At 73.9% G+C, this 25,832-nt stretch carries 24 protein-coding genes; 2 read left to right on the forward strand and 22 right to left on the reverse strand.

What is annotated here, in order from left to right; all coding sequences use genetic code 11:
- Positions 1-42: 42 nt before the first annotated feature.
- The 9 genes from MUB56_RS19130 to MUB56_RS19170 are packed head-to-tail and all read right to left on the reverse strand — an operon-like array spanning position 43 to position 9,233.
- Positions 43-1,776, reverse strand: coding sequence for an amidohydrolase family protein (locus tag MUB56_RS19130; RefSeq protein WP_244928599.1), 1,734 nt, complete (start codon positions 1,774-1,776; stop codon positions 43-45).
- Positions 1,763-2,215 (reverse strand): OB-fold domain-containing protein, encoded by a 453-nt coding sequence (locus tag MUB56_RS19135; protein ID WP_244928600.1) that lies wholly within the window; start codon positions 2,213-2,215, stop codon positions 1,763-1,765. Before MUB56_RS19135 ends, MUB56_RS19130 begins: the two co-directional genes overlap by 14 nt.
- Before the next feature lies 1 nt (position 2,216).
- Positions 2,217-3,422 (reverse strand): thiolase family protein, encoded by a 1,206-nt coding sequence (locus MUB56_RS19140; protein WP_244928601.1) that lies wholly within the window; start codon positions 3,420-3,422, stop codon positions 2,217-2,219.
- Positions 3,419-3,874, reverse strand: a complete 456-nt coding sequence (locus MUB56_RS19145) for a MaoC family dehydratase (protein WP_244928602.1) — start codon at positions 3,872-3,874, stop codon at positions 3,419-3,421. Before MUB56_RS19145 ends, MUB56_RS19140 begins: the two co-directional genes overlap by 4 nt.
- Before the next feature lie 11 nt (positions 3,875-3,885).
- Positions 3,886-4,398, reverse strand: coding sequence for a MaoC family dehydratase N-terminal domain-containing protein (locus tag MUB56_RS19150; protein WP_244928603.1), 513 nt, complete (start codon positions 4,396-4,398; stop codon positions 3,886-3,888).
- Positions 4,399-4,418: 20 nt separating this feature from the next.
- Positions 4,419-5,714 (reverse strand): CoA transferase, encoded by a 1,296-nt coding sequence (locus MUB56_RS19155; protein WP_244928604.1) that lies wholly within the window; start codon positions 5,712-5,714, stop codon positions 4,419-4,421.
- Positions 5,711-6,898, reverse strand: a complete 1,188-nt coding sequence (locus MUB56_RS19160) for a CoA transferase (RefSeq protein ID WP_244928605.1) — start codon at positions 6,896-6,898, stop codon at positions 5,711-5,713. The genes MUB56_RS19155 and MUB56_RS19160 overlap by 4 nt, the downstream gene beginning before the upstream one ends.
- Complete coding sequence (locus tag MUB56_RS19165) at positions 6,891-8,033, reverse strand: acyl-CoA dehydrogenase family protein (protein WP_244928606.1); 1,143 nt, start codon at positions 8,031-8,033, stop codon at positions 6,891-6,893. Before MUB56_RS19165 ends, MUB56_RS19160 begins: the two co-directional genes overlap by 8 nt.
- A gap of 9 nt (positions 8,034-8,042) precedes the next feature.
- Positions 8,043-9,233 (reverse strand): acyl-CoA dehydrogenase family protein, encoded by a 1,191-nt coding sequence (locus MUB56_RS19170; RefSeq protein WP_244928607.1) that lies wholly within the window; start codon positions 9,231-9,233, stop codon positions 8,043-8,045.
- 154 nt (positions 9,234-9,387) lie between these two features.
- Here MUB56_RS19170 and MUB56_RS19175 point away from each other — a divergent pair, with 154 nt between their 5' ends.
- On the forward strand, positions 9,388-10,215 hold the full coding sequence (locus tag MUB56_RS19175; protein WP_244928608.1) for a helix-turn-helix domain-containing protein: 828 nt from the start codon (positions 9,388-9,390) through the stop codon (positions 10,213-10,215).
- 84 nt (positions 10,216-10,299) lie between these two features.
- Here the strand turns inward: MUB56_RS19175 and MUB56_RS19180 are convergent, their stop codons facing one another.
- From MUB56_RS19180 to MUB56_RS19205, 6 genes are all read right to left on the reverse strand, one after another.
- Complete coding sequence (locus tag MUB56_RS19180) at positions 10,300-11,805, reverse strand: carboxyl transferase domain-containing protein (protein ID WP_244928609.1); 1,506 nt, start codon at positions 11,803-11,805, stop codon at positions 10,300-10,302.
- Between the two features lie 4 nt (positions 11,806-11,809).
- On the reverse strand, positions 11,810-13,447 hold the full coding sequence (locus MUB56_RS19185; protein ID WP_244928610.1) for a class I adenylate-forming enzyme family protein: 1,638 nt from the start codon (positions 13,445-13,447) through the stop codon (positions 11,810-11,812).
- Between the two features lie 16 nt (positions 13,448-13,463).
- Entirely contained in the window at positions 13,464-14,288 is an 825-nt protein-coding gene (locus MUB56_RS19190) for an SDR family NAD(P)-dependent oxidoreductase (protein ID WP_244928611.1), read from the reverse strand.
- Entirely contained in the window at positions 14,285-14,920 is a 636-nt protein-coding gene (locus MUB56_RS19195; protein WP_244928612.1) for a PaaI family thioesterase, read from the reverse strand. The genes MUB56_RS19190 and MUB56_RS19195 overlap by 4 nt, the downstream gene beginning before the upstream one ends.
- Before the next feature lies 1 nt (position 14,921).
- Positions 14,922-16,064 (reverse strand): steroid 3-ketoacyl-CoA thiolase, encoded by a 1,143-nt coding sequence (locus tag MUB56_RS19200; protein ID WP_244928613.1) that lies wholly within the window; start codon positions 16,062-16,064, stop codon positions 14,922-14,924.
- Between the two features lie 98 nt (positions 16,065-16,162).
- Positions 16,163-16,864 carry a hypothetical protein gene (locus MUB56_RS19205; protein WP_244928614.1) on the reverse strand — a complete coding sequence of 234 codons (702 nt, stop codon included), beginning with the start codon at positions 16,862-16,864 and terminating at the stop codon, positions 16,163-16,165.
- Between the two features lie 182 nt (positions 16,865-17,046).
- On the opposite strand from MUB56_RS19205, the gene MUB56_RS19210 reads away from it, so the two are divergent.
- Complete coding sequence (locus MUB56_RS19210; protein WP_244928615.1) at positions 17,047-19,221, forward strand: EAL domain-containing protein; 2,175 nt, start codon at positions 17,047-17,049, stop codon at positions 19,219-19,221.
- 11 nt (positions 19,222-19,232) lie between these two features.
- Here MUB56_RS19210 and MUB56_RS19215 read toward each other — a convergent pair whose 3' ends face one another.
- From MUB56_RS19215 to pilM, 7 genes are all read right to left on the reverse strand, one after another.
- Entirely contained in the window at positions 19,233-20,513 is a 1,281-nt protein-coding gene (locus MUB56_RS19215; protein ID WP_244928616.1) for a diguanylate cyclase, read from the reverse strand.
- A 110-nt stretch (positions 20,514-20,623) separates the two neighbouring features.
- Positions 20,624-21,427, reverse strand: a complete 804-nt coding sequence (locus MUB56_RS19220) for an A24 family peptidase (protein WP_244928617.1) — start codon at positions 21,425-21,427, stop codon at positions 20,624-20,626.
- A complete protein-coding gene (locus MUB56_RS19225) occupies positions 21,424-22,257 on the reverse strand; it encodes a hypothetical protein (protein ID WP_244928618.1) in 834 nt (277 codons plus the stop codon). The genes MUB56_RS19220 and MUB56_RS19225 overlap by 4 nt, the downstream gene beginning before the upstream one ends.
- Positions 22,254-23,303, reverse strand: a complete 1,050-nt coding sequence (locus tag MUB56_RS19230; protein WP_244928619.1) for a hypothetical protein — start codon at positions 23,301-23,303, stop codon at positions 22,254-22,256. The genes MUB56_RS19225 and MUB56_RS19230 overlap by 4 nt, the downstream gene beginning before the upstream one ends.
- A 27-nt stretch (positions 23,304-23,330) precedes the next feature.
- Complete coding sequence (locus MUB56_RS19235) at positions 23,331-23,933, reverse strand: hypothetical protein (RefSeq protein ID WP_244928620.1); 603 nt, start codon at positions 23,931-23,933, stop codon at positions 23,331-23,333.
- Positions 23,930-24,643 (reverse strand): hypothetical protein, encoded by a 714-nt coding sequence (locus MUB56_RS19240; protein ID WP_244928621.1) that lies wholly within the window; start codon positions 24,641-24,643, stop codon positions 23,930-23,932. The genes MUB56_RS19235 and MUB56_RS19240 overlap by 4 nt, the downstream gene beginning before the upstream one ends.
- Complete coding sequence (gene pilM, locus MUB56_RS19245; RefSeq protein ID WP_244928622.1) at positions 24,640-25,746, reverse strand: type IV pilus assembly protein PilM; 1,107 nt, start codon at positions 25,744-25,746, stop codon at positions 24,640-24,642. Before pilM ends, MUB56_RS19240 begins: the two co-directional genes overlap by 4 nt.
- Between the last annotated feature and the right edge of the window lie 86 nt (positions 25,747-25,832).

Genomic DNA, 25,832 nt, shown 5'->3' on the forward strand with positions numbered 1-25,832 from the left:
CCGGGAAGCATGTGGCAACTAGTTATCACATCGTTGTCCTGGTCAGCGCGCAGCGTCGGACGGTCCCGACCGACCGCCGCGCACGAGACGCCCGGGGAGCTCGCCGGTGGCCTCGCCGTCGACGTAGGTCTCGACCCCGGAGACGAACGTGTTCCGGTAGCCGTCGGCGCGCTGCAGGAGGCGTCGGCCACCGGCGGGCAGGTCGTGGTGCATCTCCGGCTTGTGCAGGTGCAGCCCGTCGAGGTCGACCACGAGCAGGTCGGCCTTGTGGCCCGGCGTGAGCAGGCCACGGTCGAGCAGCCCGACGGCCTCGGCGGTGGCACGCGCCTGCCGCGCGACCATCATCTCCACCGGGAACGTGCCGCGGTCGCGCACCCAGTGCTGCAGCAGCGTGGTCGGGAACGAGCCGTCGCAGATGGTGCCGACGTGGGCACCGCCGTCGGAGAGGCCCGGGATGGTGAACTCGTGACCGAGCATCTCCGCGCACCCGTCGAGCGCTCCGTCGACGTAGTTGGTGAACGGCAGGTAGAACATGCCGCGACCGTCGTCGGAGATGAGGATCTCGTAGGCCAGCTCGAGCGGCGTGATCCCCCGGGCCGCGGCCCGGTTGGCGATGGTCATCGACAGGTCGGGCTCGTAGTTCGGGGGGTCGGTCAGCTCGAACATGATCTCGAAGCGGGCCAGCAGGGCGCCGCCGATGATGTTCGCGGCGTCCACGATGCCGAGGCCGAGGATCTCCTCGCGCAGGGCCGGCTCCCGCATCGCGCGGGCCTGCTCGGCGACCGGCAGGTGCGAGATCCGCAGCCAGGCCGGGTTGGCGGCGAACGGGTTGAGCGTGCAGTCCAGGCCCATCAGGATGCCGATGCCCCGGGCCGCGACCTGGGCGCGCATCCGGTGGCCCTCGGCGTTGGCCCGCTCCAGGAAGGACAACGCCTTCCGGAAGCGGTCGGGGTACGACGGACTCTGCGCCAGCGAGAAGGACATCGGCCGTCCGGCAGCCGCGGCCATCGCGGTGATCAGGTCGAAGTCGGTCTCGATCGTGTCGTCGTCCCAGTCGGTGACCAGCTGCAGCACGCCCTGGCCGGTCGCGCCCACGGCCCGGGAGATCGCGACCAGCTCGTCGCGGCCGGCGGCGTACGACGGGGTCAGCTCGCCGGCCCGGGTCTTGTGGTTGAGAGTCCGGGACGTGGTGAAGCCCAGGGCGCCGGCCTCGATCGCCTCGGCGGCGAGCTTGGCCATCAGCGCGATCTCCTCGTCGGTGGCCAGGGCGTGCGCGGCGGCGCGGTCGCCCATCGCCCGCACCCGCAGCGCGGCGTGCGGCACCTGGGCCGCGAAGTCGAGGTCGTGCGGTCGGCGCTCCAGGGCGTCGAGGTACTCGGGGAACGACTGCCAGTCCCAGGCCAGCCCTTCGGTGAGCGCGACGCCCGGGATGTCCTCGACCCCCTCCATCAGCGCGATCAGCCGGGCGTGGTCCGCGGGCACGGCCGGCGCGAAGCCGACGCCGCAGTTGCCCATGACCACCGTGGTGACGCCGTGCCACGACGACGGCTGCAGCCGGCTGTCCCAGGTCGCCTGCCCGTCGTAGTGGGTGTGCACGTCGACGAACCCCGGGAGCACCAGCGCCCCGTCGGCCGCGACCTCGCGGTGCCCGCTGCCGGAGACCCGGCCCACCTCGACCACCACGCCGTCGCGCACCGCCACGTCCGCGGTGCGCGGTGGCGCACCGGAGCCGTCGACGAGGGTCCCTCCACGCACTACCAGGTCATGCTCGGCCATCGTGATCGTCCTCCGGTCGGTAGTGCAGCAGCGTGGTGCCGCTGTCGGGGTCGTCGTGGAACACGGGGGCGACGCGCATGCCGACGCGCACGTCGGCGGGGTCGACCCCGACCAGCTCGGTGCTCACCCGGGGGCCCTCGTCCCACTCGACGACGGCCAGCAGCTGGGGCACGGCGTCGGCCCAGGGCGGCGCGGTCGGGCGGTGCGCGACGGTGAAGGTGTACAGCGTCCCGCGGCCCGAGATCTCCTTCCACTCCAGGTCGTCGGCGAGGGTGCCGGGGGCCAGGAGGCGCGGGTAGAACACCCACTGCTGTCCGGACGGCGACCACTGGATCCGGATCCGGTGCTCGCGCAGCGCGTCCCAGAACGGCTGGGAGACCGGCGTCGGCTCCGGCAGCGGCCTGGGCTCGGTGACGGGCTCGGTGGTGGGCTGGGTCATCTCACTCCCCCTGCAGGAGCAGGGCGACCTGCTCGCTCATGATGCCGCCGTTGCCGGTGACGAACGCGGTGTCGCAGTCGGCGACCTGCGCCTGCTCCGCGCGACCCATCACCTGGCGCGCGGCGTCGACCACGTGGTGCATGCCGCCCGCCATGCCGGCCTGCCCGAAGGACAGCTGCCCGCCCGCGGTGTTCACCGGGAAGTCCCCGCGGAAGGTCAGGTCGTGCTCGGTCACCCACTGCATGCCCGTGCCCTTGGCACAGAACCCGGCGTCCTCCAGGCTCATCAGCACGGTGATCGTGTAGCAGTCGTAGATCGAGGCCATGTCGACGTCCTCGCGGTCGAGCCCGGCCATCGCGAAGGCCCGGTCCGCGGCCCGAGCGATCGGCGTACGCACCAGGTCGTCGGCGTACGTCGGGGTCTTGAACGCGACGTGCTCGCCGAAGCCGGTGATCCGGACCGGGCGGTGGCGCGAGCGGCGGGCCAGGTCGGCGTTGGCGACCAGCACCGCGGCGCCGCCCTGCACCCGCATGACGACCTCGAGCATGTGGATCGGGTCCGCGATGACCGGGCTGGCCAGCACGTCCTCGACCGTCAGCGGCTTCCCGTGGAAGACGGCGCCCGGGTGCGCGCACGCGTTGGTGCGCTGGTCCACGGCGATCTTGGCGGTGGCCCGCGGGTCGTAGCCGAACTCCGCGGCGTACCGCTGGGCGATCTGGGCGTACGGCGCGTTCTGCCCGACGTTGCCGTAGGGGATCTCGAACTCCGCCTGGGGCGAGCCGTACTTGCCGCTGGACGCGCCGTACCAGGGCGGGGTCGAGGGCCCCGGGGTCCGCGTGGACCGCGGCAGCATCAGCGAGCCGGGGACGACGCACAGCACGGCGTCGCAGATGCCGAGCTCGACCGCGGCCGCGGCGCGCCAGATCATGCCCGCCGACGTCGCCCCGCCCAGGTCGACGCGCTCGCCGAAGTCCAGCGGCAGGCCGAGGTACTCCGACAACGTCGCGGGCGCGAACATGTCGGACTCCTGGACGCCGTGGGTGACCAGGCCGTTGACCACGGACGCCGGCAGCCCGGCGTCGTCGAGGACGAGCTTGGCCAGCCGGGCGTACTGGTCCAGGGTGAACGTCGCCGGCCCGCTCTGCTTCTTCTCCGCCGGCAGCTCGGCGATGCCGACGATCGCGGCCTCGCCGCGCAGGCCGCTCACGCGGTGTCCCCGCGCAGCGGCAGGGAGACGGTCGCGCTGCCCGGCATCAGGACGTCGTCGCCACGGCGGCCCGCGATCTCCAGCTCGACCAGGCCGCGGCCGTCCTCGATCCGGGTCGCGGTGACCCGGCCGCCGAAGGACAGCGGCTGGCCGGGGAACGCCACGGCGCGGTTCTGGGCGGCGAACGACACCAGCCGGCCGGCACCGCCGATCCAGTCGGTCACCGCCTGCGCCAGCAGCGCGGACTGCAGCGGACCCTGGACGAGCACGTCGTCGTAGCCCTCGCGGTCGCGGGCCCACTCCTTGTCGTAGTGGATGCGGTGACCGTTGTAGGTCGCCGCGCTGAAGAAGAACATCTGCGTCTCGTCGACGACGACGTCCAGGCTCGGGAGCTCCTCGCCCACGGCGACGTCCTCGAAGTGCAGCTGCTCGGTGCTCACGGTGGTGCTCACAGGGGTGCTCCTCACGGGCGCGCGATCATCGAGGTGGTGGCCTCGGCCACCAGCTCGTCGCGCTGGTCGGTGTAGGTCGTGCGCCAGGTGACGAGCACGAACGGGCCGCTGCGGCCCTGCTTCTGCACGATCGACTCCACCCGGCGCTCCATGGTCACCACGTCGCCGTGGCCGCAGGAGCGGTGGAACGTGGTGCTCTCCCCGCCGGCCATCCGCCGCGGGGCGTCCGGGAACGCCAGGTTCCCGTTGGCGGCCCCGGAGGACCCGTCGGCCCGGAGCCGGTCCAGCGGGGTGACGCCGAGGACGGCGTACTGCAGGTAGAGCGGCGGCGCGACCACGTCGTCGTAGCCGTGGGCGCGGGCGTGCTCGGTGTCGAACCAGAGCGGGTTCCGGTCCCCCACCGCGAGCGCCCACCGCTGCCAGTCGCGCCGGACCACCTCGCCGGTCGCCCGCGAGACGACCTCCCCCACCTGGGCGGCGGCCGCGGCCGGGATCAGGTCCGGCACCTGTGTCTGCTGGGTCATGTCTCTCCCTCTCAGGCCGCTCAGGCCAGCTGGTGGTCGGTCACGAGACCGCGCGCCACCAGGTCGTCGTACTCCGCCCGGGACCAGCCCAGGACGGACAGGTACACGTGCTCGTTGTCCTCGCCGAAGCCCGGGACGGGACGGCCGAACGCGAGGTCCAGGTCGTCGCTGCGCCACGGGTGTCCGGGGTAACGATGGGTGCCGATCGCCGGGTGGCTGCGCTCCTGCCACCAGCCGCGGGCCTCGAGGTGCGCGTCGTCGAGCAGCTGCGGCTCGCTGACCACCTCGGCGGCCGGCACGCCGGCGCGCTGCAGGGTCTCGACCACGTCCTCGGCCTCGCGCTCGACGCACCAGTCGGCGAGCGCCGCGCGGATCTCGGCGCTGCGGTCGCGGAGTGCGGCGCCGTCGGCGTCCACACCCGGCAGCCCGGGGCCGCCCCCGAAGCCCGGGACGGCGAGCAGGCCGCGCCAGTCGCGGTCGTCGCGCACGGTGATCGCGACCCAGCGGTCGTCGCCGGCGACCGGGACGACGTCCTGGACCGCCCACGGGTCGGCGTTGCCGAGCACCGGCGGGTCCCGGTGGTTGAGCTGGTGGTCGAGGAACAGCTCGCCGACCTCGGCCATGACGTTCTCGGCCTGGGCGAACTCCACGAGCCCGCCGCGCCCGGTCGTCTCGCGATCCCAGAGCGCGGCCAGTACGGCGAACCCGACGCCGGCCGGCGCCGCCTCGTCCATGTGGTAGTTCTCGCCGGCCGAGTCGGGGTCCTCGCCCTCGTACCCGTCCATGGCCGCGATCCCGACCAGGCTGTTGAAGTTCGGCCCGTAGCCGAGGTAGTCGCTCATCCGCCCGGTCATGCCGAGCGGCGGCATCCGGACCACGACCAGGCGCGGGTTGACCTCGAGCAGCCGCTCGTGGCCGATGCCGAGCTTCTCCAGCACCCCGTTGGAGTTGTTCTCGACCAGCACGTCGCTCACCCGGACCAGGTCCAGGAAGGCGCGATGGCCCTCCGGGGTGTCCAGGTTCATGCAGGCCGACAGCTTGTTGCGGGCGTGCCAGTTGAAGAGCGCGGAACGGTCGTAGGGGCGCTCGCCCGGGTCCTTGTCGGGGTAGGTGCCGCCGTGGTAGCCGGTCTTCTCGAAGGACTCCTTGGTGACCTTCGACGACACCTGCCGGCTGAGCCGGTCGTTGCCCTCCACGCGGATCACCTCCGCGCCGAGGTCGCCCAGCAGCGCGGTCGCCCCCGGGCCCGACCAGACGACGGTCAGGTCGACCACCCGGATCCCGGACAGCGGCAGTTCGTGCGCGTCCGTGCTCATGCGGTCGCCTCCAGGCTCGCCTCGTGGCGCACCTCGGCGCCGTGCTGGTCCAGTAGCGGGGCGGGGGTGCGCAGCTCGTAGCCGCGCTCCATCCGCCACGGCGGGCCGGCGTACTCCAACCGGCCGGCGCGGGGGTGGTCGGCGGCCACGAAGGCGCCCCGCTCCCGGAAGTGCGGGTGCGCGAGCACCTCGGAGACCGACAGGTAAGCGGTGACCGGGATCCGCGCGGCCTCGGCCGCCTCCATGATCGCGACCTTGGGGCGGGCGGCGATCCAGTCCGCCACGTGGGCCAGGAAGTCCTCGCGGTCCTCCCCCGCCACCGTCTGCCGGTCCAGGAACCGATCCCGGAAGTCGGGGGCCTCGGCACCCACCAGGTGCACGAAGCGGTTCCAGAAGGCCTGGTTGGTCACGTAGACCATCACGAACCCGTCGGCCGCGCGGAACGGGCCGGTGAAGGTGGCGCCGTGCCGGTGCGGGCTGCGGGCGCCCCGGGGAGCGGTGATGCCGGAGTACGACGCCGAGAGCAGGTACGACGCCCGGCGGTCCGCGCCGGCGAGCAGCACCTCCTGCCCGGAGACGTCGATCGTCGCCCCGCGCCCGGTCCGTCGGGCGCCCAGCACCGCGGCGAGCGTCGCCTGCCCGGCGGTCCGGCCGACGGTGTAGTGCTCCAGCAGGCCGGGCTTGCGCAGCGGCGCGCGGTCCGCCTGGCCGGTGGCGTGCATCGGCCCGCCGGCCGCCTGGAGCACCAGCCCGCTGGCCTCGTGGTCGCGACGCGGACCGGTCTGGCCGAAGGCGCTGATCCGGGTCACGACCAGCCGCGGGTTGGCCGCGCGCAGCACCTCGGGGCCGAGTCCGAGCCGCTCGAGGTGGCCCGGGCGGAACGACTCGACCACGGCGTGCGCGTCGCGCACCAGCCGGAGCAGGAGCTCGCGGTCGGCCGCGTCCTGCAGGTCCAGCGCGACCGATCGCTTGTTGGTGTTCAGGTGCAGGAAGAGCGCGCTGCGCTCGGGGTCGGGGCGGTCGTCCGGGAACGGGCCCCAGCGCCGGGTCAGGCTGCCCTCCCCCGGCTTCTCGACCTTGACGACGTCGGCGCCGAAGTCGGCGAAGAGCTTGGTGGCGTACTCGCCCGCGACCCAGCGCGAGAGGTCGAGGACGCGCACCCCCGAGAGCACCTGGTCAGTCAAGGCCGATCTCCTCCTCGAGCCAGCGGCCGGCGACGTCGGGGCCGCCGCCCAGGGTGCCGAGCAGGCGAGCCCGCTCGGACCACAGGTGCAGGTCGGTCTCCACGACGTAGCCCATGCCGCCGTGCAGCTGGTGACCGTCGAGGGTCACCCGCCGGTACGCGGACGCGGCGTGCAGCACCGCCACCGCCGTCTCCCGCACCGCGGGTCGGCCCCGGCCGTGCCAGAAGACCGCGCTGCGCGCGGCCAGTCGGGCTCCTTGCACCGCGATGTGCATGTCGGACACGAGGTGCTGGGCCGCCTGGAACGAGGCGATCGGCCGGCCGAACTGCTCGCGGCCGCGGGTGTGGGCCACGGTGCGATCCAGCACCGCGCCGGCGCCGCCGACCATGTCCACGCACTGCAGGGCGCGGACCAGCAGGGCCACTCCACGCACGCGGTCGGGCGCCAGGCCGGCGTCGTCGGCCCCGGTGAGGACGTCGGCCGCCGGCACCAGCACGTGGCCCAGGTCGAGCTGCTGGAGGCGGTCGCCGTCACTCGTCGGGAGCGCCGTCAGCGTGACCCCATCGGCCCGCGGGTCGACCAGGAGGCCGACGACCCGGTCCGGCTCGCCGTACGTCTGGAGCGTCGCGGTCGCGAGCACCCGGTGAGCCAGGTCGGCGTCGAGGACGTGGTCGAGGCGCCCGCTCACGGCGACCGCACCGTCGGCGAGCAGCTCGGCGGTCAGTGACGGTCGCACGTCGGCGACGTCGTAGGGGCTGGCCAGGGCGACCGCCCCGCGCAGCTCGCCGCGGCACAGTGGCGCCAGCACGCGCGCCTGCTGCTCCGCGGTCCCGAGCGCGGCGACCGCGAGGCCGAGGTGGAGGGTGCTGAGCACGACCGTGGGGCACAGCGCCCGCCCGGCCTCGGCGTACAGGACGGCGAGGTCGTCGACCGTGCCGCCGGCACCGCCGACCTCCTCGTCGAAGGGCAGGGCCAGGACCTCGGCGGCGACCAGGGCCGCCCAGAGCTTCTCGGGGAACCGGTTCGTGCCGCTCTCGCGCAGCGACCGGACCAGCTCCGGTGGGCAGTGCGTGGCGAACAGGTCACGGAGGCTGGCGGCGAGATCGCGCTCCTCCGCGGTGACGACGAGCTTCACAGGTCCTCCTCAGCGTCCGTAGGACGGCATGTCGTGGCCGCGCTGGGCGATGACGTCGCGCAGCACCTCGTTGGTGCCGGCGCCGAAGCGCAGCAGGGGCGCAATGCGGTAGAGCCGTTCGAAGCGGCCGTCGTCCGGGGCGGCCGCTGTGCGGTGGCCGAGCAGCCCGTCCGGGCCGAGCAAGTCGAGCGCGACCTCGGCGATCCGCTGGCGCAGCTCGCTGGTGAAGATCTTCTCGGTGCTCACCTCGATGCTCGGGATCACGCCCTCGTCGAGCAGCGAGGCGGCCTCGAAGCCCATCAGCGTCGCGACCTCCACGTCGGCGTCCAGCTGGGCGAGGCGGCGGCGTACGGCGGAGTCGTGCGCGGGCACGAGCCCGTCTCGGCGCGGGCGGCGGGCCAGCTCGACCAGGTCGTCGACCGCGCGCCGCAGGTCACCGGCGTTGGTGAGCGCGCCGCGCTCCAGGTCGAGCGCGCCGGTGATGTAGCGCCAGCCCTTGTTCACCTCCCCGATCAGGTTGGTGGCCGGCACCCGGACGTCGTCGAAGAACGCCTCGTTGGTGCGGTAGCCCGACCAGGCGGTCAGCGGCCGGATGGTCACCCCCGGGTGGTCGACGGGCACGATGACCACCGAGATGCCCTTGTGCTTCGGGGCGTCGGGGTCGGTGCGCACGCAGAGCCACTCGTGCGTGGAGCGCTGCGCGCCGCTGTTCCAGGTCTTGGCCCCGTTGATCACCCACTCGCCGTCCTCCATCGTTCCCTCGAGGACCGCGCGGGTGCGCAGGCTGGCCAGGTCGGTGCCGGCGCCGGGCTCGGAGTAGCCGACGGCGCAGACCATCTCGCCGCGCGCGATCGGCGGCAGGAACTCGGCCTTGTTGCGCTCGGTGCCGTGCCGCATGATCATCGGCGCCACCGAGGTCACAGTGAGGTCGGGACCGGGGACGCCCCAGTACTCGAACTCGCTGACCAGCAGGTGCTGGTGGATCGGCCCGAGGCCGAGGCCGCCGTGCTCGACGGGCCAGTTCAGCCCGAACCAGCCCTTCTCGCCGATCCGGCGGCGGAACGCCGCCAGCTCGCCGTCCCGCTTTTCGAGGTCGTGCTCGGCCAGCTCGGCCCGCAGCTCCGGGGTGACGTGCTCACGCAGGAAGGCCCGGACCTCCTCTCGCCACGCGCGCTGATCGGCGTCGAGCTCGAAGTCCACCGGTGTTGTGCCCCTTTGTCAGTACGATCTGAACTATGTCTAATCGGCATATACAGTCAACGACACCGGACGGACTCTGTCAACGAGGGTCTCACTACGACATTTGCCCAAGCGTTTGCTAGGTTCAGTGGGCAGGCACAACGGGAGGTGCGGTATGACCCTGATGCAGGAGCGCATCGGAACGACGGACGAACTGGACGGCCCGCGAACCTCGGTGGTCGCCCGGGTCACGCGGATCCTCGACGTCTTCGCGCAGACCCCGGGGCAGCTGATGCTGGAGGACGTCACCGCGATCTCGTGCCTCCCCCGCTCGACCGCCTTCCGGATCATGACCCAGCTCGTGGAGCAGGGCTGGCTGGAGCACGGGCAGCGCGGCTACCGGCTCGGCCCGCGTGCGCAGGGCATCGCCGCGCGCGGAGAGCAGGACCACGGCCGACTGCGGCAGGTCGCGGCCGGGGTGCTCAACGAGCTCCAGCTCACCACGGGCGCCGTCGTCCACCTCGGTGTGCTCGAGGGCGGGCTCGTGCTCTACCTCGACAAGCTCGGCGGCGCTGCCCTGCAGTCGGTGCCGTCCCAGGTCGGCGGCCTGGTCCCGGCGGACACCACGCCGATGGGTCGCGCGATGCTCGCCACCCACAGCCCCGAGGACGTCGACGCCCTGGTCGCGGCCACGGCGGACCGGCCTCGGCGCCGGCCGCTCGACCACGACGACCTGCACGCACGGCTGAACACCTGCCGGCGCCGGGCCGGCGTCGACGTGGTGCGCCCCGCGGGCAGCCGGGGCATCGCGGCCCTCGGCGCCCCCGTCCACGGCACGGACGGCCTGCTCGCGTCCATCGGCATCGCCTCTAGGGATCGGCTCGACCTCGAGAAGCACGCTCCCGTGCTGCTCTCCGCCGCCCGCCGGCTCACCCTCGAGCTCGGCGGCACGCGGCAGTCCGGCGGACGCCGCACCCGCTCGGTCCCCGCGACCTCCCGGTAGCGCGCCGACCGTCGGGCGGCGCGACCGGACGCGGCGCAGCCGGGCACGGTGCAGCCGGCCGCGATGCAGCCGCCCGCGGTGCGCTCACGGGAGATAGCCGGTGTGCACGACGGGCTCCGGACGGGCGACCGGCCGAGCCAGGCGCAGCCCGGCCAGCAGCGCGTTGCGCAGCTCGCGCGGGTCGACGACCTCGTCGTACGTCGCACTCGCGGCGAGCCGCCACGGCCCGGCCGCCTCGTTGGCCACCAGCGCCTCGCGGGTCTCCGCGTCCGCGCCCGAGGTCGCGCCACCGACGGCTGCGGGGATGCCGCCGAGCATGGCGCCCGGGAAGGCCAGGGAGACGGTCTGGCCGCCGAAGGCGTTCTGGCCCATCACCGAGCTGCCGAAGCCGAAGGCCTTGCGCACCGTCACGTGCAGCTTCGGCACCGGGGCCCGGTGCTGGGCGGCGAACAGCCGCGCGGCCGCGCGCAGGATGCCGGCCCGCTCGGACGCGCTGCCGGCGAGCACCCCGGGGTTGTCGGCGAGCTGCACCAGCGGCAGGTGGAAGGCCGCGGCCCGCTCGACGAACCGGGCGCCCTTCTCCGCGGCGGCGACGTCGATCGCCCCGGCCAGGACGTCCGGCTGGTTCGCGATGACGGCGACCGGCCGCCCGCCCAGCCGGGCCAGCGCCGTGATCAGCGACCGGCCGTGGCGGGCCTGGACCTCCAGCAGGGAGCCGGCGTCGACGAGCTCCTCGAGCAGGAGGTGCATGTCGTAGGGCTGGCGCGGGTTCGGCGGCACCACGTCCAGCACCCGGTCGAGCAGCCGCTCGCCGGTGTCCGGTCCGGGCACCGACCGCGGGTTCTCCCAGGCGTTCGGGGGCAGGTACGACAGCCAGCGGCGGACCGCCCCGAGTGCGCGATGCACGTCCGGCGCCACCTCGTCCACCAGCCCGCTGGCCTCGGCGTGCACGGCGGCACCGCCGAGCTCCTCCTTGGTGACGACCTCGCCGAGCGAGGCCTTCACCAGCGGCGGCCCGGCGGTGAACAGCGACCCGTCCCCCTCGACCAGCACCACGTAGTCGGCGAGCGGGGCCGCGAGGGCTCCGTGCCCCGCTGAGGGACCGCTCACGACCACCGCGGTCGGCACCAGCCCGGCCAGCTCGGCCAGGGCCTGCAGGTCGTTGGGGGCCGGCCGGTGGACCGCGAGCGCGTTGGTCGCGCGGTGACCCGCGCCCTCCAGCACGAACACGAGGGGCACCCGCTCCTGGCGAGCCAGGGCGGCCAGCCGGGCCCGCTTGGTGGCCCCCGCCGTGCCGATCGAGCCGCCGGCGACCGTGAAGTCCTCGACGCCCACCAGCACCGGCCGGCCGTCGACCAGCCCGGAGCCGGCGACGAACGCGTCCGCCGGCGTGGACCCATCACCGGCCAGCGTCCCGAGCTCGGTGAAGCTGCCCGGGTCGAGCAGCTCCGCGACCCGGGCCCGGGCGTCGAGGCGGCCGGCGCGGCGTACCTTGGCCAGCCTCTCCGGACCGCCCATCGCCCGCGCGGCGGTCCGCCGTCGCTCCAGGTCCGCCAGCAGCGGCGCCCACTCGTCGCGGTGTCCGGTCACGGGTTCACGACACCTGCACCGAGCGCCGCATCACCTTGCCGGTGGCGTTGCGGGGCAGCGCCTCCGCGGTCAGCGTCCAGCGGGTGGGGACCTTGTAGCGCGCGATCAGCGACTGCACGTGGTCACGCAGCTCGTCCGCGGTCGTCGTGGCGCCCGGCCTCAGCACCACGACTGCGGCGACCTCCTCGCCCAGGTCCCGGTGCGGGACGCCCAGCACGATGCTCTCGCGCACGTCGGGGTGGGCGTCGAGGGCGTTCTCCACCTCGGCCGGGTAGACGTTCTCGGCTCCGCGCAGGATCAGGTCGGAGCGACGGCTGGAGATCCGCAGCTGGCCGCCGTCCATGGTGCCCAGGTCACCGGTGCGGAAGAACCCGTCCGGGGTGGTCACCGCGGCGGTCGCCTCGGGGTTGCGCCAGTAGCCGATCATCACCAGCGGCCCCCGCACGCAGATCTCGCCCTCGACGCCGTCCGGCACCCGCCGGTTGTCGACGTCGCGGACCTCGACCTCCATGGTCGGCACCGGCCGGCCGACGGTCTCCGGGTCGGCGGCCAGGTCGGCCGCACTGGCCAGGGTCGCGGCGCTCGAGGACTCGGTGAGCCCGTACGTCGTCCCGAGGGCGCGGCCGGCGATCGGCAACACCTCGCGGATCCGCTGCTTGAGCGTCGGCGCCGACGGGGCGCTGTTCACCGTGAAGGTGCGCAGCGAGGACAGGTCGAAGTCGTCCAGGCCGTGCTGCTCGGCGTGCTCGATCAGCCGGCTGGCCATGGTCGGCACGGCGCCCCAGTTGGTGACCCGCTCGGTCTCGACCAGCCGCAGCACCCGGTCGATGTCGAACTTCCCCAGGTGCAGCACCGCGGTGTCGCCGACGACCAGCCGGATCACCGCGATGTTGTGCAGGGCGGCGATGTGGAACAGCGGGGTGGCGAGCAGGAACCGACGCGGCGGCAGCGCCATCCCCAGCTCCGCGGCGACCGCGTCGTTGAGCAGGTGGAACCAGACGGCGGCGATCACGTTCCGGTGCGAGTGGGTGGCGCCCTTGGGCCGGCCGGTGGTGCCGCTGGTGAACAGCACGACGGCGGGGTCGTCCTCGTCCACGAGCGTGTCGAGGTCCGCGGGCATCGAAGCCCCGGCGTACTGCTCGAGGAGGGCCGGGAGGTCCTCCTCGATCGAGAGCACCGGCATCCCCGGGTCCTCGACCAGGGCCCGGCGCGGGCCGTCGGCGATCAGGACCGCGGGCTCGGTCAGCTCGAGTGCGTAGACCATCTCGGGAGCGGCCCACATCGAGTTCATCCCGACCACGACCGCACCGAGGGCCTGGGCGGCCCAGAACGCGACGATCCACTCGGGGCAGTTGGCGGCGCAGATGGCGACCCGGTCCCCGCGGCCGACGCCGTGCTCGGTGCGCAGGGCGGCGGCGAGCGCCGCGACGGCGTCCCGGTGCTCGGCGAAGGTCATCCGGGAGCGCTCGGTGACGAGGTACTCGGCGTCCCCGTGCCGGGCCGAGTCGGCGAGCAGCTCGCCGACGCTCCGCTGGCGGTCGGCGAAGACCTGCAGCTGCTGACCGCGGACCTCCTCGGTCCGGATCTCGAACGGCTGGCCGGGGGCGGTGAGCCGGGCCACGGCCTCGTCTCGGGTGGTCATGCGTGCTCTCCTCGGTTCATCGGACGGTCAGCTGTCCGCCGTCGACATTCCATGCCTGGCCGGTGACCCAGCTCGCCTGATCACTGGCGAGGAAGACCACCGTCTGCGCGACCTCGTGCGGGGCCCCGGCGCGCTGCAGCGGCACGTTGGCCCGCACGTAGGCGTCCCATGCTGCCGGATCCAGGTCGTCGAGGCGGGAGGTCTCGACCACCCCGGGGCAGATCGCGTTGACCCGGATCCCGGCCGGCCCGAGCTCCTTGGCCATCGACGAGGTGAGGGCCTGGACGCCCGCCTTGGACGCGGAGTACGCCGCGGTCCCGGGCCCGGCGAGCTTGCCGCCGATCGACGACACGTTGACGATCACGCCGGGCTGGTCCGCCGCCCGGCAGTGGCGTGCGAAGGCCCGGCTCGTCAGGAACGTGCCGCGCAGGTTGACCGCGACCACCGTGTCCCAGGAGCCGGGATCGAGGTCGACGACCGGGACCCGGTCCTCGCCGCGAGCCGCGGCCGCGTTGTTGACGAGCACGTCGACGCGGCCGAGCTCGGCGAGCACCCGCTCGTACAGCGCCGCCACCCCCTCCTCGGAGGAGACGTCGGCGACCAGCGGGAGCGCCCGGCGCCCGAGGGCGCGCACCTCGTCGGCGACCGACTCGATGTCGCGCCAGCCGGCGGCCTGCTCCTCCGCGGGGTACCGGTCGGCGGGTCGGCCGGTCCCGGTGACGACCACGTCGCAGCCGGCCCGGGCGAGCTCGACGGCGACCGCGCGCCCGATCGAGCGCATCCGGCCGGCGCCCGTGACGACGGCGACCCTTCCGTCCAGCCCGGTGAGTGCGTACGTCATCCGCGCACCGCCTGGTCGACCTCGACGAAGAGGCCGGTCGCCTCGACGGTGCGGCGACCCTCGTGCTCGATCCACCCCTCGACCCAGATCTTGCGACCCTCCCGGCGGGTGACCCCGGCCTGCAGCGTCAGCGGCTGGTCGAGCGGGGTGCGGATCCGGTAGTCGACCTCGAGCCGTGCGGTGACCGCCCGCCGACCGTTGGCCTGCATGATGATGCCGAGCATGGTGTCCATCAGCCAGGCCGCGACGCCACCGTGGACGGAGTCCATCGGACCCTCGTGCAGCGCGTTCGCGGTCAGCGCGGCGTACGCCTCGTCGGCGCCGAAGTGCACCTCCAGCGGCACTCCCCAGGGGTTCAGCGCGCAGATCCGGTAGGGCAGGCCGGCGGCCAGGGCCTTCCCGGGCGCCTCGAAGCCGGCCCGGATCACCCGGTCCCGGCGGCGCCGACCGAGCTCGGTGGTGAGCTCGTCGAGCACGGTCCGAGCGCGACGCAGCGTGGCCTCGTCGAGGTCCGTGGTGGCGACGGCGAGGTTGAGCCGGTTGGTCGCGTCCACCAGGTCCAGGGCCGCGGCGCGGTGCTCCGGGTCCATCTCGACGGCGTACCGCGCCAGTGCGCTGGGGGTGCTGGTCATCTCAGAGCCTCTCGATGATCGCACCGGTCGCCATCGCGCCCCCGGTGCAGATGGCGACCATGGCGAGCGTGCCGTCGGTGCGCTCGAGCTCGTCGATGGCGGTCGCGATCAGCCGGATGCCGGTCGATCCGACCGGGTGACCGAGGGCGATCGCGCCGCCGTTGACGTTCAGTCGTGCCGGGTCGACGCCGTGCACCTGCGCGAAGGACATCGGCACTGCGGCGAAGGCCTCGTTGACCTCGATCACGTCGAGGTCGCCGATGCTCATCCCAGTCCGCTGCAGCAGCCGCTCGCCGGCGCGCACCGGGCCGTCGAGGAGGTACGTCGGCTCCGCGCCGACCAGCACCTGAGCCAGGATCCGGGCCCGCGGCCGCAGGCCCAGCGCCTTCGCCCGGTCGGCGTCCATGACCAGCGCCGCCGTGGCGCCGTCGGAGATCTGGGAGGCGGTGCCGGCAGTGTGGATCCCGCCCTCGCGGATCGGGGCCAGCGCGGCGAGTGCCTCCACGCTGGTGTCGCGCAGCCCCTCGTCCCGGGTGAAGGTGCTGCCGTCGGGGAGGGTGACGGGCAGGATCTGGCGGTCGAACCGGCCGTCGCTCCAGGCCCGGGCCGCGCGCTGCTGGGACTGCAGGCCGAAGGCGTCGACCTGATCGCGGGTGAGGCCCCGGCGCGCGGCGATCCGGTCCGCGGCCTCGAACTGGGCCGGCAGGTCCACGCTCCATCCGGGCGGGCGCGGCACCCCGAACGGGCGCTGCTCGCCGCCCAGGTTGGCCAGCAGCGGCACCCGGGACATCGCCTCGACGCCACAGGCGAGCCCGGTGTCGATGACCCCGGCCGCGATCTGGGCCGCGAGCAGGTGCACGGCCTGCTGGGCGGAGCCGCACTGCGCGTCGATCGTGGTCGCGCCGGTCTCCTCGGGCAGCCCGGCGTGCAGCCAGGCCATCCGGGTCACGTTGCCGGACTGCTCCCCGGCCTGGGTGACACAGCCGCCGATCACCGCGTCGACGAGCGCGGGGTCCAGGCCGTTCCGCTCGAGGAGCCCGCGCTGGGTGCGGGCGAGCAGCTCGACGGCGTGCAGGTCGGCCAGGGCCTTGCCGCGCCGCCCGTAGGGGGTGCGTACGGCGTCGACGATGACGGGGGTCGGCATGGTGGCTCCCTGGGACGGGTCGGGGACAGGTCGGAACGCTCGGACGCTAACCGCGCGTCCCGCCGCGGGGCCGGGTGTTCCCGCTCAACGAAACCGGCTCAGGCCGGCGGCGGGAACAGCAGGACCGCCGCCTCGACCGGAGTGTCGGACGCCGTGGCCACCAGGGCCCCGACGTCGCCCGCGTCCTCGAAGGACACCAGGCTCCCGGCGGGGAGCACCCGATCGGCCTGGCCCAGCGAGCCCGCGAGCACCACGACGTACCCCGCCTGTCCGCCTGGCAGCCCCTCGAGCCGCAACGCCTCCCCGCTCGCCAGGCGGGCGCCGTACGCCCGAGCGCCGCGGCCCGTGCGCGCGAGCTCGGCGAGTCCGGCTCCGGGGCGGAGGTGCTCGTCGAGAACGACGGTGAAGTGCTCGCCGCGGCCGGCCAGCCGGCGCCGCTTCTCGCGCTCCTCGGGCATGTAGTTGAGGCCGGTGGTGGGATCGCGGCGCAGGGTCAGGTACGAGATGCCGATCGTCGGATCGGTGCGGATCGGCCCGTAGGACGTGAACGCGTCGGTGTAGTGCAGCACCCCCGGGACGGCGCGGTCCCGCCCGATCGAGCCGATGCCGCCGACCACCACCTGGAACTGGTCGACCTCGTGGAAGTGGGCGCGCAGCTCCGCCGCCTCCTGCTGGACGAGGTAGGCCTGCTCCCCCGGTGCGACGGCCGTGTGGCTGCCGAGGTAGTCGGTCATGACGTAGCGGGCTCCCTCGTGGCCACGAACCACGGGGCTGGTCTCGGCGGGGGTGACGGTGCGCATCCCCCTTGTGTGTCACACGACACACGTGTCGCAGGGGGCGATCCCGCCCACCGGGAGCGCGGCCGGCCGACCGCGCTGCGGCACGACGGACCGACGCCACTGGACTGGACAACCCCCAATTTGAGGTACGACCCGCACCTCCAGCCCCTAGGGTCCCAACTGCCTGCCGGGAGGTGGCCGGAGTGACGACGAAACCATTCACGACCCCGCAGTCCGAGACCGCACGCGTCCCGGACGGCGAACCGCTGCCCACCGAGCGACGAGGCACGATCCGGGGTCGCCGGCGCCAGCGCCGGCAGGAGCAGTTCTTCCAGTCCGTCTCGCAACGCAGCAACGACCTCGCGGTGGTCCTCGACCAGGCGGGCCTGATCGTCTACGTCTCGCCCAGCCTGACCAGCATGCTCGGGTACGGCGTGGTCGAGGTCCTCGGCGCGGACGGCATCACCTTCGTCCATCCCGACGACCACCACGGACTGGAGGCCTGCCTGCACAACGTGGCCTCCGGCGGTGGGGCCAGCGCCATGCTCCGGTTGCGCGACCGAACCGGTTCCTGGCGCTGGTTCGAGGGCGTGATCAGCAACATGTTCGACAGCCCGGTCGGCGGTCTGGTCTTCAACCTGAGGGACGTGACGGACCGGGTGGCGGCCGAGCGCGCCGTCCGCGCGTCCGAGGAGCTGCACCGGGCGATCGCCGACCGGTCCACCGAGGGCATGTGGGTGGTGCTCGCGGACGGCACCACCCGCTACGCGAACGACCGGCTGACCGACATCCTCGGGATCGACCCGTCCGACCTGGACACCGCCCTGCTCACCCAGCTTCTCGGCGGGGTGCCGGTGCCCCTTCGCTCCGCCGGCCGGGACGGGGCCGGAGACGTGCCCCGCGCCCGCCGCGAGGCGACGTACCGGCATCCGGATGCCACCGAGCGCGTCCTGCGCGTCGCGGTCACCACCATCGAGCACGTGGCCGGGGTCGGCGGTCCCGCCTTCCTCGTCCTCGTCGACGACGTCACCGAGGCCCGGCGCCTCGAGCTCCAGATGCAGCGGACCGCCCTGCAGGACAACCTGACCGGGCTGCCCAACCAGGCACTCCTGCTGGACCGCCTCCAGCGCGCGCTGGCCCGCAACCCCGCCGGCACCGCGGCCATCTTCGTCGACCTCGACGACTTCGCGGTCTTCAACGACGCCTGCGGACACGCCGTCGGCGACCAGCTGCTGGTGGCCGTCGCCGAGCGACTGCGCGACTGCGTGCCGTCGACCGACACCGTGGCCCGGTTCAACGGCGACTCCTTCGCCTTCGTCTGCGAGCCTGCCGACGAGGTGCGGGCGACCGCCCTCGCCACCGCCGTGGCGACCGCGCTGCACCAGCCGTTCCGGATCGCCGACCACGTCCTGCACGTCACCGCCTCGATCGGCGTCGCCGTGTCGCCCGCTCCCTCGGCACCGCACCTGCTGCGCCATGCGGGCGCCGCGATGCGCGCGGCGAAGGCCTCCGGCCCCGGCAACGTGCGGATCTCCGACGCGGAGCTGACGAGCCAGGCGCAGGAGGCCTTCGAGATCGGGTCCGACCTCCACCAGGCCCTCATCGACGAGAGCCTGCACCTGCACTACCAGCCGGTCATCGACCTCTCCACCGGCCTGGTCGTCGGGGTCGAGGCGCTGGCCCGATGGGAGCACCCGACCCACGGCAGCATCCCGCCGAGCCGCTTCGTGGCGGTCGCCGAGCGCACCGGCATCGCGCCGGACCTCGACCGGTGGGCGGTGCGCACCGCGTTGTCGGACACCCACTGCATGCGACAGCTGGGCGCCCTGGCCCGCTCGGCGTACGTCGCGGTCAACCTGTCCGCGCGCAGCCTCACGTCGCCGGGCATGGAGTCCTACCTGATCGCCTGCGCGGGCTCGAGCGGAATCGACCCCAGCGAGATCGTGCTCGAGGTGACCGAGGGCAGTGTGATGACCGCTCCGGAAGCCGCCCGGGCGATGCTGGCACGGCTGCGTGAGCACGGGTTCCAGGTGGCCCTCGACGACTTCGGCACCGGTCACAGCTCGCTCGCGTACCTGCGCGACCTGCCGATCTCCATGCTGAAGATCGACCGCAGCTTCGTCGCCGGCATCGCCGACAACCGCCAGGACCTCGCCATCGCGAAGATGATCGTCCACCTGGCCCAGACCGTCGGGGTGACCGTGGTGGCCGAGGGCGTCGAGACGGTCGCCCACGCCCGTCAGCTCTCCCAGATGGAGTGCGCGAGCGGCCAGGGCTGGCTGTGGAGCCCGGCGATCTCGCTGGCGCAGGCCGTGGAGTCCGGCGCCCTGATCGGCAGCTACGGCGGGTGGCAGAGTCGCCGCCGGCGCACGGGCTGAACCCGGCACCCTCAGTCTGTCGTGGCCGTCGTGGCCGTCGTGGCCGTCGTGGCCGTCGTGTCCGTCGTGGCTGTCGTGTCCGGGGGCCCGGCCGCGACCGAGGTCCATCCGGAGCCCGCCTGCTTGGCGTCGTACATCGCCGCGTCCGCCCGGCGCATCAGCTCGCCGGTGTCGTGCGGCGGCGACAGCGCCACCCCGATGCTCGCCCGGACCACGAGCTGGCCGCGGGCCAGGTCGATCGGCTCCTCCAGTCCCTCGTGGATGCGGGCCGCCACCCGCAGCAGCGCGGCCTCGTCGGCCTGCTCGCAGACGATCGTGAACTCGTCGCCGCCGATCCGTCCCACGGTGTCCGTCGACCTCACCGCGCGGCCCAGGCGCCGCGCCACCTCGACCAGCACCGAGTCCCCCGCCTCGTGGCCCTGGGTGTCGTTGACCGTCTTGAACCCGTCCAGGTCCAAGAAGAGCACGCCCACCCAGCCGCTCCCGGTCCGCCGCTGGCGCGCTGCCGCCATCCGGAGCCGGTCGTGGATGAGCTGCCGGTTCGGCAGCCCGGTGAGCGGGTCGTGCAGCGCGAGCCGGCGCAGCGCGTCCTCGGTACGTCGGGCCTCGGTCACGTCGGCGACCTGGAGCAGCCAGCGCGGAGAGCCGCCGGCGTCGAGCGGGGAGCGCGTGGTGTGCAGGAGGCGGGCGGAGCCTGCCGGCCGGCGATAGCTCGTCTGGTGGTGCTGCGGAGCCGGCTCGGGGTCGGTGGGCACCGGTCCCAGCCCCAGCAGCGAGTGCAGGTCGGTGCGCTCCAGCTCCGCCCGGTCGCGGCCGAGGATCTCGGCGAGCCGCCTGTTGGACATGACCGCCGTGCCGCTCGCCCCGGTGACGGCGATGCCCTCACCGGACGTCTCCACGACACCGTGGACGTGCGACGCCCTCTCGAGGGCCGGCGCAGCGGACGTCTCGCCACCGTCGGCCCGCACGATCACGGTCAGTCCGACCACTTCTCGAAGGGTGCTCCGCAGCGCACGCAGGGAGACCGCCGTGTTGACGACCGAGCCGTCCCGCTTCCGGCGGCGGGTGACGTAGGTGGGCACGTCCTCGCCGGCCAGGACCCGGGTCACCGGTGACCCGGCCGGTCCCTCCGCGAAGTCGGGCAGCAGCTCGAAGACCGATCGGCCCACCAGGTCGGTGGGCGTCCAGCCGAGCACCGCGTCCGCGGCCGCGCTGGCGTAGACGATGTCCTGGGCCGGGTCGACCAGCAGGAAGCAGTCGGGTGACGCGCTCGCGGCATCGCTCAGGGACATGCCGTCCCCCTTCCACACCATCGAGCGCCGATGTCATCGCGCGAACCGGGCGCGGAGTGTGGCGTCACGCTAGCCAAAAAGCAGGCCGGGCGAGGCCGCGAAGACACATATCACAGTCCCACCAGGGTCAGGTAGCCGTTCCAGACCGGTTCCCCGGCGAACATACCGAACGCCGCACCGCTGAGCAGGAAGGGTCCGTGTGCGACCCGGGCCCGTCTCCCGACCCGACCCGCGACGATCAGGGCGACGCCGACGACACCGCCGATCACGAAGCCCCCGCCGAGGCCGACCAGGCTCGGTCCCCAGCCCAGCCACCCGAGCGCGAGGCCCAGGACGGGGGCGAGCGCGACGTCCCCGAGGCCCATGCCGCGCCCGCTCGTCACCAGCCAGATGCCGCCGTACACCGCGAGCCAGACGACGGCGGAGGCCAGCGCCGGGACCAGGAGGTCGGGCCCGTGGAGCGCCACGTCGAGGCCCAGCGTGAGGACCACGCCCACCCCCGTGGCGGCCGTGATCGAGAACGGCAGCCGTCGGTGGTCGAGGTCGATGAGCACCAGGGCGAGGCCACCGGCCACGACGACCAGGGCGCCCGCGGTGTACGTCGAGAGGCCGAACGACCAGCCGGTGCCGACGAACAGGACGGCCGTGGCCAGCTCGACCAGCGGGTAGCGCACCGAGATCGGCGCCGCGCACGAACGGCACCGACCGCGCAGCAACAGCCACGAGACGACCGGCACGTTGTCCACCGCCCGGATCGGGTCGCCGCACCCCGGGCAGGCCGAGCCGGGCGAGACGATCGACAGCCCCGCCGGGACCCGGTGCACGACGACGTTCAGGAAGGACCCGATCAGGAGCCCGAGGACGGCGAGCAGGCCGAGGAGCGGGACGGCGAGCACGGGCGCGGCGGCGTTCATGCGCCCGGCGGTGTCTCGAAGGTCTGCGCGAGGACCGCCTGTTCGGCGGAACCGAGCAGGGCGAGCAGCTCTCGGCGCTGGTGGGAGACCGCCGCCGCAACGCCCGCCGCACCGGAGTCGTCGGCGAGGACGGCCGGCGTCAGGTCGCGGGCCAGGTCCCACCGAACCTGGACTGACCCGAGCTCGTCGTCGCCGGCCAGCGACGCCGCCGCCACCAGGAACGCCTCGAAGGTGGCCACGTCGGCCTGACGCCCCATCCGGACCGCGGCCTCGTGCTCCTCCTCCACCACGAGCTCGCGGGCGACCGCCATGCAGTCGCCGGCCGCGCCGAGGAGCTCCACGACGAGCTGCTCGGCCGTGCGCTCCTCGAGACGGTCGGCGGCATGCCCGTTGCGTCGGCCCTGCGAGGGGACCACGTCGATCAGGTGGTCCAGGCGGAAGAACCCGTCGAGCACGGGCTCGTGCAGGGAGTCGTCCAGGGCACCGATCATCGCCTCCCGGGCCAGGTGCACGACCCCGTCGGGGGCCAGCTCGAACTCGACCTGGTCGGCGACCGCCTCGACGGCGCGCGCGACCGCCTCGCCGATCGCGGCGAGCTCCGCGTGCGGGTCCACCGCGAGCAGCAGTCCGCTCTCCCACACGACCTCCTCCAGGCGGTGCAGCTCGACCGCCCAGGTGGTCAGCAGGGCCGACCACACCTCGCCCCGACGGGCATGGCCCCGAGCCAGGCCGTCGAGTCGTTCCCGCACCGGTGCGGCCTCCCCGGCGCCGGAGGTGGTGGCGGAGGTGGTGGCGGTGGCGGAGGTGGTGGCGGCGGTGGCGGTGTTCATGAGCGGATCCCCGCGGTGTGCTCTGAACCGCGGCGCGACCAGCGGCTGGCCCGCCGATGGCCGCCACCGAGGAGGGCGACGGGGCGGACGGGTTCGACGGACGGGGGCTCGACTGACAGGGGCTCGAAGGACGGGGGCTCGACGACCGCCGGCTCGACCGGACCGGGGTCCGCGGACCCGCTGAACACCGGCTCGCTCCGGTGCTCGACCCGGACCTCGACCCGGACCTCGGCCGGTGCCTCGGCCCGGGCTGCGACCGGCGCTTCGATACGGGCTTCGGTCGGTGCCTCGGTCGGTGCTTCCGCACGGGGGGCCGGCGGCGGGACCGGCGCGGCGGCGGACAGCTCCGCCGGACGTGGCGCGCTCTCGAGCACGGTCCCGGCCGGCACCGTCGGCAGCACGGGTCGATCGACGACGGCGCCTGCGTCCAGCCGCTCGATCGCCGCGACGACGCGGGCCATCGTGCGTTCGGGAGCCTCGTCGGCACCGGTCCGGCCCGCGAGCCCACGCAGGGTCGCGCCCACCTGACGACGGTAGCGCTGGGTGCCCGGCGCGGGGACGTCCGGACCGAGGATCGGAGCCGCGTGCGAGGGACGCTGCGCCGGGATCTCGGCGGGGTCGTCGGCCAACCGCTCCAGCGCCTGCTCCAGCGTGCGCACCTGGGCCCGGAGCGAGCGGACCTCGACCGGATCCGACCCGTGCTCCGCGATGATCGCGCCCTCCAGGGGAGCGATCTCCGGTCCAGTGACCTCCGGTGCTGGGACCTTCGGTGCTCGGACCTTCGGGGCTGGGACATTCAGCGGCGCCGAGTCGGCGTCGGTGCCGTCCTCGGCGGCCGGGTCCGGAGCGGGGGCTCCGGGGTACGCCGGGAGGTCGATCGCCGCGGAGTCGACCGCGGGCGCGCCGGCCGCCGGCGCGGGCCGGCCGGCCGTCTCGGCGTCGACGTCGTCGCGGGCGGTACGACGGCGCCGCAGCGCCACGAGCGCGAGCAGCAGCACGATCGCGGCCGCTCCGAGCAGGCCGCGCAGAAGCTGGTCGTTGTCCATCGGATCCTCCGGTCGGGTGGGGCGGTGCTAGGGCTCGGGGACGGGCTGGATGACGAACATGCTCCCGAGCACCGTGGTCGCGTAGGTCCCGTCCTGGCCACTGAGGCTCACCGAGGTCACCAGGTAGGCCCGGGCCATCTGCTCGAGGTTCTTCAGGAACCGGACGGTCTGGTCGTAGCTGCCCGCCACGCTCACCGTGACCTCCTGCCGGCCCAGCTGGTTCGTGGCCGCCGCGGGACTCGCACTCACGGCACCGGTCTCCGGGTCGGGCCCGCCGAGGGTCGGCGCGCTCGGGGACAGGGTGGTGACCCCGTCGGAGCCGATGCCGGCGTCGACCGCGGCCGCGGTGACCGCGGTGAAGAGCCCGGGCTGGTCGGCCGTGGGCGGAAGCTGCTCGGCCAGCCGGCGCGCGACCTTGCGGGTGGCTCCCAGGTCCTCCGCCTGCCGGCGCAACCGGGTCAGCTCGAGGCCGAGGGCGTCGTTCCGGTCCTGGACCATCACGACCTCCGCACGGGTCTCGGTCAGCTTGTCGGTCCGCGGACCGACCACCAGGAGCCAGCCGAGGGCCGCCACCAGCAGCAGGGCGACCGCACCGACGAGCTTGTTCCCGGCCGGGGTCCTCGGTCTCATTCGTCCCCCTCGGGGAAGAGGTCGGCCGCGAGCCGGGCGTAGCGACCGCTGAAGACCTTCTCGGACAGGCCAACCGAGCCGCTGAAGGCGACCTGGGTGGAGTCCGCGACGGTCGTCGTGGTGATGAACGGCTCCACGAAGAGGGCGTCTCTCGACAGGGCGACGACGAACTCCCCGACGCCGGCGCGGCTGTCCGCCGTGCCGGCGATGGAGACGCAGCCCGCCACCACCAAGGTGTTGAACGGGTCCGGTCCGGGACACGCGGAGGTCGTCGCCGCGGCCTCCTCGGTGGCCGCGGCCGGGTCGGCCAGGGCGACGGTGAGGGTGTCCAGCTCGGCGCCGGCGGGCAACGCCCTCTCGACGCCGGACAGGACGTCGGAGAAGAAGATCTCGCCCGACATCGTCTCCTGCGCGGTGGTGACCTGGGCGCGGACTCCCGCCACGTAGGTCTGCACCGGCTTCAGCTCGGCGACGGACGCGGTCAGCTGTCTCGTCTGTTGCGCAGCCGCGTCGACGTCCTGCTGAGCGGTGCGGATCCGCAGCTGCTGCACCACGGCGACGGCGACGATCAGCGTCAGCAGGGCGACCCCGCCGAGCACGAACCGGCGCCGCAACCGGTGCACGGCGATCAGCCCGAAGGCGGCCGGGGAGAGCAGGTTGACCCCGGGCAGCCCGGGGGCGGGGTGCTGGGTGGCCCGACGACCGATCATCGTCCAGCCCCCACGCACAGCCCGGCCGGTACGGCGAGCGCGGTGACCTGCTGCGGATCGAGCTCGGAGCGACCGACCCGGAGGTGCTCGCGCACGTCCAGCGACGAGACCGCCAGACCGAGCCGTTCACCGAGCAGGGCGTCCAGGCCACCGAGGCGCGAACCGGCGCCGGTGAGCAGCAGACGGTCGATGGAGACCGCCTCCAGAGCGCCGTACGGGTCCATGGTCGACGTGCGGTAGAAGTCCAGGGTCGCCTCGATCTCCGCGACCAGCTGGTCGGCGGCCGCCGCGATCGTGCTCTGCGCCGGGTGCGGGCCCTCGGCCGGCACCCGGGGGTCGGCGGGGATCGCGGGGAGACCGCCGAGACCGAGGGCGATCTTGGTGCTCTCCGCGTCGTCCCAGGTCCAGTCGTAGCGCTGCTGGACCGCGTGGGTGATCGTGTCACCGCCGAGACCGGCGATCACCCGGACGAAGCGCGGGACTCCCCCGGCGTGCACGACGACGGAGGTCAGGTCGGCGCCGATGTCGACGATCGCCTCGACGGCACCGGCGGGCGTGAGGCCGTCCGGGGTGCGGGCCCGGACGAGGGCGAAGGGCATCAGGTCGACAGCGTCCACGTGCAGCCTGGCGCCGTGCACGGCCGTGACCAGGGAGTCCACCAGGTCCCGGGCCGCCGCCACGAGGAGCACCCGGGCCTTGCGGTGCAGCACGCCCTGGGCGTCGGGCAGCTCGGGCTCGCCGAGCAGGTAGTAGTCGAGGTTGGCGTCCTCCACCGGGAACGGCAGCACGTCCTGGACCTGGTAGCGCAGCGCCCTGCGGAAGTCCTCGGGCGGCATCCAGTCCAGGTCCACCTGGCGCACCAGCACCCCCGCGTTGGCGATGCCCAGCACGACCCGCCTGCTCCGGAACCGGCCCACGGACCACAGGTCGCGCAGGGACTCGGAGAGGACGGCGGAGTCGACGACGGCGCCGGCGCGGACCGCCCCCCGGGGCAACGGGACCTCGGCGAACCGCTTGACGGCGAAGGAGCGCCGCCGCGGGACCAGCTCGACAGCGCGCACGCCGGAGGTACCGACGTCGAGCCCGATCAGGGTGGATGGCATGGCGTGTCCTCCGGTGGCGGTGGCTTCACCGAGGTGTTCGGTCCTGCCGGCGCCGTACTTGAGCCTCGGCCGGGGCTTCAGTGCGA

The sequence above is a fragment of the Nocardioides sp. W7 genome, assembly GCF_022919075.1.
GTDB lineage: Bacteria > Actinomycetota > Actinomycetes > Propionibacteriales > Nocardioidaceae > Nocardioides.